Raw genomic sequence first — 10,060 nt, 5'->3', positions numbered from 1 at the left:
TCACAACAACGGTCGGCAAGACTACGGTCAGTGAGGGGGCGAGTGCGGAGGCGACACACCCGGGGGCGCCGTGATGGCGGCACCGCAAAGGACTTTGGACGCTTCCTTGGCCTGCGTAAGACCCGCCGGGCCCGTGACCGGGCGGTCAGCCGGAGGCCCGCCTACCCGGTCACGGCGGGGGCGCGGCGCTGGCGGCGGATCCCGTGCCGGACGGTCCCCTCGTCCAGCCAGCGGTCCAGGTGCGCCCAGGTGGTCGCGCGCGCGGACCGCCCGGTCAGCACGTCGAGGTGGCCGCCGGACGCGACCTCGAACCGCACCTTCGGCGCGCCCGGCAGCAGCCGGATCAGCGGCAGGACGGACCGGACCGGCGCGACGCCGTCGCCGCGCCCGGCGATGGCCAGAACCGGCACGCCGACCCGGCGCAGTTCGACCCGCCGGCCGTCGATGTCCAGGCCGCCTCCGGCCAGCGCGTTGTCCTGGAAAAGGGCGCGGTGAATGCGCCGCGCGGCGCGTCCGGCCAGATGGTCGGTGAATTGATCGACGGCTTCGATCTGAGCGAGGAAATCGGCATTGTCGAGGTGCGCGAGCGTCCGATAGGGGCGGAGCAGATGGGCGTCGATTCCGGTGCGGCGGATCCGTTTCAGCAGCGCGCCGGGGACGCCGCCGAGCGGCGGGGCGAACGCGCCCGCGGCGGCGCGGGCGAGCCCGGCCCACGGGTTCGGCACGGGAAGGCGCGGCACCGGGAGCCGCGCCGGGAGCCGCGCCGCGCGGACGTCGACCGGCGCGGCGATCGCGGCGATGGACGCGATCGGCAGGCCCGGGTCGTCGGCGGCGGCCAGCAGCGCCACGACCCCGCCGAGCGACCAGCCGACGAGCTGGACGGGCTGCCCGCCCGCGTCCCGGCTGACCGCGCGGATCGCGCCGGGCAGCAGGTCGCGGACCCATTCGCGCAGGCCGGCGTCCTGCCCCGCCCGGCCGGCGGGGTCGCCGTCGAGCAGGTAGCTGCGCCGTCCGGCGCGCACCACGTGCTCGGCGAGGCTGCACCCGCGGCGCAGGTCGTAGCAGCGGGCCGGTGCGGCCGGCGGCGGCACGAACAGCACCGGCGGCCCGGCGGGGACCACCCCCTCCGGCGGCCGGTAGCGGCGCACCCCGCGGGCCGCGCCGCCCTCCACCGGATCGGCCGGCATCGGACGCAGATCGGCGAGCCGGCCGTGCCGCACGAGCTGGAACGCATTGCCGGCGGCGTCGCGCGCGCCTCGCGGGGAGAGGATCATTTCGCCATTATCCAACCGTCCTGACAGCGCACGGCGCGAGCCCATTGACCAAAGGCGGCCCGTCGCCCTTCACCGCATTAATACACTGGTCAGCGCGGCCGGGAAATCTCCGCCGCATGAAGCTCGTGTTAATTCGCCTTATCTGTGGCCGGTTGCGGCCTGACCTGGACCGTTGCAAGGGACAGGCCGAAAGTTGCAACATGACGGACAGTAGGGGACAACGCACCCAAAGGGGGGCAAGTTGATCCATGAGCCCGTCATCGATGAGTTCGACAAGCACCTGTCGTTGCAGGGCCGAAGCCCGCACACGCGCCGCCTCTACCGCGGCCGCCTCCTCGACATCGCGCAGCAGCTCACGCCGCGCTCGCTGCTGGACGCGACTCCATCGGACCTGGAGGCGTGGCGCGCTGCCCTGACCGTCGCGGACATCAGCGTCGTGTCCTACGTCGCCGGCGTCCGGGTCTTCTACGCCTGGCTCGCCGCGGCCGGCCGGATCCCCAGCAACCCGGCGCTCACGATGCCCATCCCGCGGCTCGGCCGCCGGCTGCCGCGCCCGATCGGCGACGACGATCTGCAGATGGCGATCCTGCACGCGTTCGGCCGCGTCCGGGCCTGGCTCGTCCTGGCCGGGTACGCGGGCCTGCGCTGCTGCGAGATCGCGACGCTGCGGCGCGACTGCATCTTCGAGCGCGTGTCCCGGCCGTACATGATCGTCCACGGGAAAGGAGACAAAGAAAGGGCCGTCCCAATGTCGCAATATGTCTGGACCGAATTGAAGCTATTCGGTCTACCGCGACGGGGATGGATCTTCCCGCGGCTCGACGGACTGATCGGACACACGCCCCCCGGCAGCGTCACCCGGTACGGCAATCTCCACCTGCGCGACTGCGGCCTGGACGAGACGATGCACCAGCTCAGACACCGATTCGGGACCGTCGGATACCAGGCGACCGGAGAAATCCGGGAGCTACAGGAGGTCATGGGACACGCGGACATCTCGACCACCGCCCTGTATGCCGCGCATTCCAACCCGCGCGCGGCCGCGCTGGTCGACGCCGTCCAGCCACGCGCCACCCTGCGCATTGTCCGGGACGATTCGGGCGCGTGAAAGAACCGCTGGTAATGGATCAACCGAAGGGGTAGAAATGCCGTACGTCGAGTGCCCGTCCTGCGGAGGATCGGGAACGCAGCAGGTCGCCCGGACCGACTCCAAGGGCAAGACCGTCTACGTGACCGAGAACTGCAAGGGCTGCCGAGGATCAGGGGTGATCAGCCGGTGAGCGAGAGCGCGCAGACCTACCCGTGCCGGTGGTGTGACGGCGGGTTCGTCGACCAGCCGACCATGGCGCTCGTCGCCGGGACGGCGCTGGACGAGAGCGCGCAGGTCATCACCGCCATGTCGCCGCGGAAGTGCCGCGCGTGCGGCGGCACCGGGCGGACGTCCTGCCCGCCGAACCTCCCGCCCACCCTGTAGACCGGGCGGCCGCGCGGACACCGGCGCGCGCGGCGCCCGCACCGAGGGCCCCCGAACCACCGCCCCGCGTTCGGGGGCCCTCCCATGCATCGGGGCGACTGGGCTGACGGGAGACGGCGTGATTGAGGGCGAGCTGGCCGCGATGTGGATCGTGATCGGAACCGTGTTCGTGTCCCTGGCCGGCATGTGCGTCTACCTGGCGTACCGCGTCGAGACGCTGACGCGCCAGGTCAGGAACCTCCGGCGCCGTACCGGCCCCTGACCTGGGACGCGTTCAAAAACGCGATCTGAAATGAGGCTGTGGGAGGGTCCCCCCGGCCGGGTTCGCCACGCCTTCGGTGCACCTCCGGCGGACCGCACTGGCGCCCCGGGCGGGTGCGCGTTCGCCCGGGGGTTGTGCGCCCTCACCACGCAGGCTACAGGCGTTTGTACGGGGCGGCCGCGCGCTGCAGCTCGGCGAGGATCCGGCCGGACGCCAGATCGGCCGGGCGCCAGATCGACCAGTCCTCGCCGGCGGCCAGGAGTGCGTCGCCGATCGCCCATTGCTCGGGCCGGACGCCGCCGTGCGCGCTCTTGAGCTCGCGCCACAGGACCGTCCGGCCGATGATGATCCAGTCCGGTAGGCCGCGGGTCATGCCGCGCGCGTCGGGCACGTGGAACGCGCGCAGCATGAGCCCGTGCTCGACCAGGAGGCGCCGCACCTCCCGTTCGAGCTCGGGCTCGTTCACCCGGAGATGTCTTCGATCACCGCGGCGGCCGCCGCGCGCCAGGCCGCACGCTGTTTGTCCGTGAGCCGATCGAAGTCGGCATCGGTCTGGAGGCCGATCATCTTGGCGAAGGCGTCGTGCGCGGTCCGGGCGCGCATCAGGACGTGGTCGACGTGCTCGGGGCAGTTGTAGCCCTTGATCGCACGGGACTCGGAGAGGCCGCGGCCGCACTCCGTGCACGGGTACCTGCGCGGCCGGGGGGGCTCGGCGGCGGCCACGGCGGCGACGCCCGGGCACCAGGAGGGCCCGTCGTCGTTGCCGCATCCGTCGCAGTGCCCGGGCCTGTCCGGCTCGGCGGCCGCCGCGGCGACGTCGCCGACGTCGCCGGCGAGCTCCTGGGCCTCGTCGGCGACGGTGACGACCTCGCGGGGGCCGGTCTGGAACGTCCGGATGATGCCGCCGGCGATGATGGTGATCTGGCCGTTGTCGTCGTCCTGGACGGTGACCTTCAGCGGGCTCATCGCAGGGTCTCGCTCTCTTCGTTGTCCATCTGGAAGTGGACCTGGTCGACGTCGCCGGCGGGCGGTCCCTGCTGCTCGGCGAGGTACAGGTCGAAGGTGACCTTGTGGATCCTGATGAGCCTGGGTCCGAAGGGGATGGCGCCCGGCAGGTCGCCCGAGCGGGCCATGCGGTAGATGGTCATCTTGCTCACGCCCATGCGGTCGGCGACCTCCCGCGCGGTGTAGTAGTCAGAGGGCTTGGATTCTTTCATGATCTGCCCCTTTCGGGCGTGACGCGTGCGTATGTGCGTGAATATCGGGCCGGGGCAATTTGCCGGGCTAATTTAGCCCGGCCGGCGGAAAAAGGCCCCATATACGCGCCTGGGCGCGCGCTGTTACTGGTAGCCGTCCCAGAACCCGGCCTTCTTCTTGCCCTTCGGCTCCGGCGCGGGCTCGGGCGCCGGCGCGACCGGCTCGGGCTCGGGCTCGGGCTCCGGCTCGACGACGACCGGCGCCGGCGGCTCGACCGGCTCGGGCTCGGGCGGCGCGATCCGGTCGAGGACCTCGCGCATCCCCGCGATCTCCCCTTCGAGCCTGGACACGCGTCCTTCCTGCCAGATCTCCTCGCGCTCGACGTCGATCTTCGCGAGCTCGACGTCGCGCTCGGCCTCGACCTTCGCAACCTCGACGTCCGCGGCCGCGGTCGTCTCGGCGACCTCCGTGGCCGCCTCGGCGACCTCCGCCGTCTCGACGGCGTCGGCGTCCAGCGGGATGTACTCGCCGTTCGGCCCGTGGGTGTGCCGGTCCATCACTTCCCCTTCCCGCGCGGGTCGTACGGCCAGCGCGTACGGTCCTCGCCGTGCTTGTTCATCACGTGCGCCCGCCCGGCCGTCTTGGAATGCACGGCGTAGGTGAGCGTGAACGTCCCGTCCTTCTGCCGTGCGGCGTTGCAGTGCAGAGACACGCCGTGCAGCTTCGCCGCGTTGAACAACCCGCGCCGCAACTCCATTGCTTCGCCTTCTGCGACTTCTGTTATCTGAAGTTCCACATCGTGGCCGTATTCCAGCGCTGCCCGGACAAATGGCAACGCCTGTTGCGTGTGCGCCGCCACCTGGGTCCAGTTCCTAGCCGGTCCTCGCGGCATTGCCCACCTCGCTTTTTCGGGTCCTGAAGTTATGGTAGATACGTGAACCCGCTGAAGAACACCCGCGACACGATCGAACGCGTTGGCGAACGTGTTTCGTCGGGTCTGATAGCGGTCGCCGCGGTCGCGATTTGCGCCGTGGTTCTGGGCCTGGTCGCGATCGGAGTGGCGTTGTGCCGAAGCTGAAGACCCCGGACGGAACGGAACTCGCAGCGGACGACGTCGAACGCCGGTTCGCCAAGTCGATGGCCGCGCCCGCGGCGGACGAGCCGCCCGCGCCGGCGCCGGCGCCGCGCGACGTCGACGACGACGGCCAGGCGGCCGCGCCCGCGCCGTCGCCCGACGACGCGCGGCACTCCCGGACGCGGACGGCGAAGGCGCCGCGCGGCGGCGGCCGCGGCGCGCCGAGGCGGTCGGCGAAGGCCTCGCCGGCGGCGGCCGCGCCCGCGCCCGGCACGTACGCCGGGGCGATCGCCGAGAGCCTGCAGGCGCTCGCGCTCACCTCCGCCATCGTCCCGGTGCCGGGCGATCTGGGCGTCCGGCTGCGGCTGCAGGGCCAGGTGATCGACCAGCACGCCGCCGGCGTCGCGAAGGCCGTCGACCTGGCCGCGTGCAACAACGCCGTGATCAGGCGGGGTGTCGAGTCGCTCACGAGCGGCTCGGCCGGATGGGTCCTGCCCGCGGTGATCGCGGTGGTGCCGTTCGCCATGGCGACCTCGCAGGTCTGGCGCGCGCCCGTCGACGAGCAGGCGACGGCGGCCGCGGCCGCGTTCAGCGCGGACGTCCGCGCGCACATGGAGATGCTGGTGGCCGCGAATGTCCAGAGTCCTGCGGCTTGACCGCGGCACGTTCCTGCGCAAGTACTGGACGTACAAGCCCGGCGAACACGTCGTGGCGTTCGGGCCGACGCAGCGCGCCGGCAAGAGCTGGCTGCTGTTCCAGCTGCTCGCCTCGACGTTGAAAGGCGACCCGAAGCGCGACCCGCGCGCGGTCGCGTTCTGCATGAAGCCCGGCGATCGCACCGTCTCGCGCTGGTCGGAGCACCTGGGGTTCCGCGAGGTCGCGCACTGGCCGCCGGCGCCGACGCCGTGGAACCGCCCGGCCGGGTACACGCTGTGGCCGCGGCACACGATGGATCCGGACGTGGACAACCCGCGGCTCCAGCAGGAGTTCCGCGCGGGCATCCTCGACGGGTACAAGCGAGGCAACTCGATCCTGATGCTGGACGAGATCTACGGCATCGTCGGCGAGCTCGGGCTGACGGACGAGCTCCTGGCCGTGCTGACGCGTGGTGGCGGTGTGGGCTGTGGTGCGTGGATGGCGACACAGAAGCCAAGCGGGACACAGAAGGCGCCGCTACCCGGTTTCGTGTTCAACTGTCCCTCGCATTTCTTTTTGGCGCCAGACAACGACAAAAAGAACCGGGAACGCTACGGGCAACTTGCGGGAGGAATTGACCCGCAGGAAATAGAACGGCATGTTCTGACGCTTGAGCGCTACGAGTTCCTTTACATAAATGCCGCTGGGGAAATGGCCATTCTGGGCCCGTAGGGGTTCTAATGGGAATGTGCATGACCTGAACTGCCCGAAGACGGGCGAGCCGCATTCGGACGCGGCGAAGAGGGTGGCCGACACCTACAACCTTCACCGGGCGGCGATCGGCGACGACGCGATCGGGCAGTGGTTCGCGGTGCGGCTGCAGGATGGCGACTCCGACGGGGAGCTCTACGCCACCCGCCGGGACGCCGTCCGCCACCAGCACCACAACGAGCAGTGGTACGCGTTCGTATGCATCGCGCCGTGCTCGATGAGCGCGTGCGAGGCTGCGTCGTTCCTGGCCACGAACCGGACGGCGTATGACGCCGGGATGCGGCTGGCCGATCCGGACCACCGCGCCGGCGGCCGCGAGCTGATCCCGCGCGTGACGGTGGAGGACCAGCGCGCGCAGGTCGGCGCGCTGCTCGGCCGGTGTGCCCCCTCGAACCTGATCCTTCCGCGAGCGTGAGGAGACGCGCGTGACCACTCCCACAGCGGCGAGCACGGCGACCAAGCCGGCTCCCGGCAAGAGCGGCGGCGGCCAGGCGCCGCCCCCGGCCGCCTGGCCGTTCCCCGTGGGCGTCTACGAGTCGGACGTCCAGGACTACGACCAGCAGGTGACGCAGAACACCAGCCAGCAGCAGATGCCGCTGTGGAACATCTCGCCGACCGGCTGGCTGCGCGGCGTCTGGTTCGACTTCACGATGACGGTCACCGGCCAGGCGACGAACTCCGTGTCGTACTCGAACGACAACCCGTTCTCGGTCATCCAGAAGTGCACTCTGTACGACCTGGGCGGCGAGGTCGTCCAGCAGTACACGGGCTACGACTGGATGGTGATGAACAAGTTCGGGGGCTACTTCAACGTCGGCGACCCCCGCGCGGACATCACCTACTCGGCGACGACCGGCACCGGCGCCACCGCCGGGTCGTTCCACTTCGTTCTGTTCATGCCGCTCGAAGTGGTCGCGCGGGACGCGCTCGGCACCGTCCAGAACGAGTCCAAGCCGGGCTGGAAGATCGAGATCTACATCGACTCCCAGGCCAACACCTACAACCAGGTGCCCAGCGTCCAGGGGACGCTTCGGCTCCGCGGCTACCCGAGCTCGTACACCGAGCCCGCGGCCGCCGCGCCGTCCGGCCGGGCGTTCGCGCAGACGCCGCCGCTCCCGGGCACCCTGCAGTACTGGAAGTCCGAGAGCGACACCGAGCCCGCCGGCAACGCCTACTACGACCTGACCAACGGCATCGGGTTCCCGATCCGCAACATCGTCTACAAGATCATGACGACGTCGCGTTCCGCCGGGGACGCGAACTGGCCCGACCCGTTCCAGCTGCTCATCGGCAACGTGCAGCTGAAGAACCTGGGCAAGAACGCCTACCTGTCCAAGCTCGGCCGGGACTTCGGGCTGACGTCGGCGACGCCCGACACGGCGCTGGGCCGGGAGAACGGCGTCTTCCCGATGTACTTCACCCGCGACTTCACCAACGCGCCCGGCGCCGAGGTGCGGTTCAAGTACCTCGACACGCAGGTGAACACCCTGCTGCGTCTCCAGGGGTCGTTCGGGGCCGCGGTGACGGTCTACGCGCAGGTCAACTGGCTCGCGACGCCGTCGAAGAACCGTTACGCGCTCATCGCGGGAGGTAGCTGATCATGTCCGACGAGACCGAGCAGGAGACGCGCCCGGACGCGCCCGCTCCGGAGCGCGCGCCCGGCGAGATCGACACGGCCGCCCTGCAGGCGGCCAAGCGCCAGGCGGACGAGCCGCTGGAGAAGCGCAGGGAGGTCCCGGTGTGGGAGCGCCCCGACGCGCCGCGCGGGTCGACCGCGTCGAGCCTCATGGTCTACGACCGCGGCAAGCCGTTCCGGGTGTCCGGGCCGACGCATTACGCGCACCTGGCGGACGGCCGGGTCGTCGCCGGGTACGCCGGCGGCACCCACTACTCCGAGCCCGGGGCGAACGGCGGCCCGGACAAGCTGACGCGCGTCGTCGCGATCCACGAAGGGTGAGCTGATCATGTCGAAGTCCACCATGGTGTACGCCGTGCTGTTCCTGGCCGGCGTCGTCCTGGCCGACCGCGTGCGGTCCCTGCCCGTGCTGTCCAAGCTCCCGACCGTCTGACCGATGGAGTCGCGCGCGGCGGGTCTGGTCATCGCGGCCGGCGGAATCGCGGTCGCGAATGACGCGATTTTCGCGCCGCTCGCCGGCGGGCAGGCGCCCTGGAAGACGCTGAACTGGCGCCTGTTCCCGGCGACCGCGATTCTCGCGCTGGCCCTGGCCGGGCTGGAGAAGCTCGCGCCGTCCTTCGCGGTCGGCCTGGCCGGGCTGACGGTCGCCGCGGTGATCATCGTGCCGTACGGGAACGCCAAGCCGCCGCTCGACAACGTCCTGAAAGTGATGGGGTACTGACGATGAGCGTCGTTCAGAAGTGGCTGTCCGGCCTGATCGGGCTGGGCGCGCTCTACCTGGTGGTGAGCAACCCGAACGGGGTCTACAAGGCCGGCCAGGCGATCCGGAACATCGTGGGCGGCACGGAGTCCGACATCATCAGCGGCGGGAAGCGCTGATGGCCGCGCCCCAGGGACTGCAGGGGCTCTCGCCCGTCCTGGGGTCGATCACCCTGCAGCCCGAAGCGAGCCCGGAACAGCGGCTCGGCGACCCGGTCGACGTCCGGCACGGCCAGGAGCTCGTGGCGCCGCTGGCCGCGACCGGCTACCCGTGGGAGGTCCTGGCCGGGGTCGTCTCCCCGAAGGGCCCGTTCGGCGCCGAAGCGCAGATGGTCGGCCAGGCGCAGGGCTGGCCGGCGCCGCACGGCACCGCGAACCAGGACCCGGAGTTCGACCGGACGCCGATCACGCACGCGGCGCCCTGGCCGAAGGGCGTCGAGCAGGACGTCGGGCCGGACGCGACCGCGCGGCAGCTCGTCCAGTCCCGCGACATCCATGCGAGCGACACCGGCGCCTCCGTCGGGATCCGCACGGTCATCGCGGCCCTGCAGGACCGCTGGACGGAGATCTGGACGGTCACCCCCGGCAGCTCGATCCAGGAGGCGGGCGGCGACCAGCAGAAGAGCTCGGCGGGCGGCTACGGCACCACCGACCGCGTGACGTCGTTCGCGCGCCAGAACGCGTTCGGGTTCGACGCCGCGCACGCGCACCGCCGGATCTCGACCGGCAGCATCCCGGGCAACTACATGTGGATGAAGCCCGGCGGCCGCCCGATGGTCAAGAGCCAGCCCGGGCCGGCCCGCCCGCCGGTCGGCGAGGTGAGCCCGTTCACCGGGCAGGATCTCGCGACCTCCTACGGCGTCCAGGGCGCCGTCCTGCAGGACGACGCGACCGAGTATCAGGCGCCGCCGGAACCGTACCTCGCGCCCGACTACGGCCCGGGCGGCGACCCGGCGCCCGTGAGCTGGTGGTGACG

Annotated in this window: 19 protein-coding genes; 13 read left to right on the top strand and 6 right to left on the bottom strand. The window is 71.1% G+C overall.

Annotation, left to right across the window (positions count from 1 at the left end):
* Window positions 1-161 precede the first annotated feature (161 nt).
* Entirely contained in the window at window positions 162-1,274 is a 1,113-nt protein-coding gene (locus J4709_RS17575; protein ID WP_208242000.1) for a polyhydroxyalkanoate synthase family protein, read from the bottom strand.
* A gap of 241 nt (window positions 1,275-1,515) precedes the next feature.
* Between J4709_RS17575 and J4709_RS17570 the strand changes: the two genes are divergently transcribed.
* The 4 genes from J4709_RS17570 to J4709_RS17560 all read left to right on the top strand — a co-directional run bounded on the left by J4709_RS17570 (window position 1,516) and on the right by J4709_RS17560 (window position 3,010).
* Window positions 1,516-2,382 carry a tyrosine-type recombinase/integrase gene (locus J4709_RS17570; RefSeq protein ID WP_208241998.1) on the top strand — a complete coding sequence of 289 codons (867 nt, stop codon included), beginning with the start codon at window positions 1,516-1,518 and terminating at the stop codon, window positions 2,380-2,382.
* Between the two features lie 37 nt (window positions 2,383-2,419).
* Window positions 2,420-2,554, top strand: coding sequence for a hypothetical protein (locus J4709_RS54730; RefSeq protein WP_269757329.1), 135 nt, complete (start codon window positions 2,420-2,422; stop codon window positions 2,552-2,554).
* A complete protein-coding gene (locus tag J4709_RS17565) occupies window positions 2,551-2,748 on the top strand; it encodes a hypothetical protein (RefSeq protein ID WP_208241989.1) in 198 nt (65 codons plus the stop codon). The genes J4709_RS54730 and J4709_RS17565 overlap by 4 nt, the downstream gene beginning before the upstream one ends.
* 118 nt (window positions 2,749-2,866) lie before the next feature.
* The gene (locus tag J4709_RS17560; protein ID WP_208241987.1) at window positions 2,867-3,010 is read left to right on the top strand and encodes a hypothetical protein; all 144 of its coding nucleotides are present in this window, start codon (window positions 2,867-2,869) and stop codon (window positions 3,008-3,010) included.
* A gap of 154 nt (window positions 3,011-3,164) precedes the next feature.
* Here the strand turns inward: J4709_RS17560 and J4709_RS17555 are convergent, their stop codons facing one another.
* The 5 genes from J4709_RS17555 to J4709_RS17535 form a co-directional block, all read right to left on the bottom strand.
* Window positions 3,165-3,476 (bottom strand): hypothetical protein, encoded by a 312-nt coding sequence (locus tag J4709_RS17555; RefSeq protein WP_208241985.1) that lies wholly within the window; start codon window positions 3,474-3,476, stop codon window positions 3,165-3,167.
* Window positions 3,473-3,976: a hypothetical protein gene (locus J4709_RS17550; protein ID WP_208241983.1), complete on the bottom strand. Its 504-nt coding sequence runs from the start codon at window positions 3,974-3,976 to the stop codon at window positions 3,473-3,475. The genes J4709_RS17555 and J4709_RS17550 overlap by 4 nt, the downstream gene beginning before the upstream one ends.
* Complete coding sequence (locus J4709_RS17545; RefSeq protein WP_208241981.1) at window positions 3,973-4,227, bottom strand: helix-turn-helix transcriptional regulator; 255 nt, start codon at window positions 4,225-4,227, stop codon at window positions 3,973-3,975. The genes J4709_RS17550 and J4709_RS17545 overlap by 4 nt, the downstream gene beginning before the upstream one ends.
* Before the next feature lie 123 nt (window positions 4,228-4,350).
* Window positions 4,351-4,764, bottom strand: a complete 414-nt coding sequence (locus J4709_RS17540) for a hypothetical protein (RefSeq protein ID WP_208241979.1) — start codon at window positions 4,762-4,764, stop codon at window positions 4,351-4,353.
* A complete protein-coding gene (locus tag J4709_RS17535) occupies window positions 4,764-4,964 on the bottom strand; it encodes a hypothetical protein (protein WP_208241978.1) in 201 nt (66 codons plus the stop codon). Before J4709_RS17535 ends, J4709_RS17540 begins: the two co-directional genes overlap by 1 nt.
* 177 nt (window positions 4,965-5,141) lie before the next feature.
* On the opposite strand from J4709_RS17535, the gene J4709_RS17530 reads away from it, so the two are divergent.
* From J4709_RS17530 to J4709_RS17490, 9 genes are all read left to right on the top strand, one after another.
* Entirely contained in the window at window positions 5,142-5,285 is a 144-nt protein-coding gene (locus J4709_RS17530; protein ID WP_208241976.1) for a hypothetical protein, read from the top strand.
* A complete protein-coding gene (locus J4709_RS17525) occupies window positions 5,273-5,938 on the top strand; it encodes a hypothetical protein (RefSeq protein WP_208241975.1) in 666 nt (221 codons plus the stop codon). Before J4709_RS17530 ends, J4709_RS17525 begins: the two co-directional genes overlap by 13 nt.
* Window positions 5,916-6,650 (top strand): hypothetical protein, encoded by a 735-nt coding sequence (locus tag J4709_RS17520; RefSeq protein WP_208241974.1) that lies wholly within the window; start codon window positions 5,916-5,918, stop codon window positions 6,648-6,650. The genes J4709_RS17525 and J4709_RS17520 overlap by 23 nt, the downstream gene beginning before the upstream one ends.
* 16 nt (window positions 6,651-6,666) lie before the next feature.
* The gene (locus J4709_RS17515; RefSeq protein WP_208241973.1) at window positions 6,667-7,104 is read left to right on the top strand and encodes a hypothetical protein; all 438 of its coding nucleotides are present in this window, start codon (window positions 6,667-6,669) and stop codon (window positions 7,102-7,104) included.
* Window positions 7,105-7,114: 10 nt separating this feature from the next.
* Window positions 7,115-8,287 carry a hypothetical protein gene (locus J4709_RS17510; RefSeq protein ID WP_208241972.1) on the top strand — a complete coding sequence of 391 codons (1,173 nt, stop codon included), beginning with the start codon at window positions 7,115-7,117 and terminating at the stop codon, window positions 8,285-8,287.
* Window positions 8,288-8,289: 2 nt separating this feature from the next.
* The gene (locus tag J4709_RS17505; RefSeq protein ID WP_208241971.1) at window positions 8,290-8,646 is read left to right on the top strand and encodes a hypothetical protein; all 357 of its coding nucleotides are present in this window, start codon (window positions 8,290-8,292) and stop codon (window positions 8,644-8,646) included.
* Window positions 8,647-8,761: 115 nt separating this feature from the next.
* The gene (locus J4709_RS17500) at window positions 8,762-9,046 is read left to right on the top strand and encodes a hypothetical protein (protein WP_208241970.1); all 285 of its coding nucleotides are present in this window, start codon (window positions 8,762-8,764) and stop codon (window positions 9,044-9,046) included.
* 2 nt (window positions 9,047-9,048) lie between these two features.
* The gene (locus J4709_RS17495; RefSeq protein ID WP_208241969.1) at window positions 9,049-9,204 is read left to right on the top strand and encodes a hypothetical protein; all 156 of its coding nucleotides are present in this window, start codon (window positions 9,049-9,051) and stop codon (window positions 9,202-9,204) included.
* Window positions 9,204-10,058: a hypothetical protein gene (locus J4709_RS17490; RefSeq protein ID WP_208241967.1), complete on the top strand. Its 855-nt coding sequence runs from the start codon at window positions 9,204-9,206 to the stop codon at window positions 10,056-10,058. Before J4709_RS17495 ends, J4709_RS17490 begins: the two co-directional genes overlap by 1 nt.
* Window positions 10,059-10,060 lie beyond the last annotated feature (2 nt).

The organism is Actinomadura violacea (assembly GCF_017573465.1).
Lineage (GTDB): Bacteria > Actinomycetota > Actinomycetes > Streptosporangiales > Streptosporangiaceae > Spirillospora > Spirillospora violacea.
Note: the sequence above shows the minus strand (reverse complement) of the source record. Positions and strands in the feature narration are given on the sequence as shown.

Bases quoted from the DNA above. Each gene is read 5' to 3' on its own strand.
- J4709_RS17505 (WP_208241971.1), top strand. From the start codon at position 8,290: ATGTCCGACGAGACCGAGCAGGAGACGCGCCCGGACGCGCCCGCTCCG.
- J4709_RS17545 (WP_208241981.1), bottom strand. From the start codon at position 4,227: ATGAAAGAATCCAAGCCCTCTGACTACTACACCGCGCGGGAGGTCGCC.
- J4709_RS17495 (WP_208241969.1), top strand. From the start codon at position 9,049: ATGAGCGTCGTTCAGAAGTGGCTGTCCGGCCTGATCGGGCTGGGCGCG.
- J4709_RS17500 (WP_208241970.1), top strand. From the start codon at position 8,762: ATGGAGTCGCGCGCGGCGGGTCTGGTCATCGCGGCCGGCGGAATCGCG.
- J4709_RS17550 (WP_208241983.1), bottom strand. From the start codon at position 3,976: ATGAGCCCGCTGAAGGTCACCGTCCAGGACGACGACAACGGCCAGATC.
- J4709_RS17520 (WP_208241974.1), top strand. From the start codon at position 5,916: ATGTCCAGAGTCCTGCGGCTTGACCGCGGCACGTTCCTGCGCAAGTAC.
- J4709_RS54730 (WP_269757329.1), top strand. From the start codon at position 2,420: ATGCCGTACGTCGAGTGCCCGTCCTGCGGAGGATCGGGAACGCAGCAG.
- J4709_RS17490 (WP_208241967.1), top strand. From the start codon at position 9,204: ATGGCCGCGCCCCAGGGACTGCAGGGGCTCTCGCCCGTCCTGGGGTCG.
- J4709_RS17575 (WP_208242000.1), bottom strand. From the start codon at position 1,274: ATGATCCTCTCCCCGCGAGGCGCGCGCGACGCCGCCGGCAATGCGTTC.
- J4709_RS17535 (WP_208241978.1), bottom strand. From the start codon at position 4,964: ATGGAGTTGCGGCGCGGGTTGTTCAACGCGGCGAAGCTGCACGGCGTG.
- J4709_RS17540 (WP_208241979.1), bottom strand. From the start codon at position 4,764: ATGGACCGGCACACCCACGGGCCGAACGGCGAGTACATCCCGCTGGAC.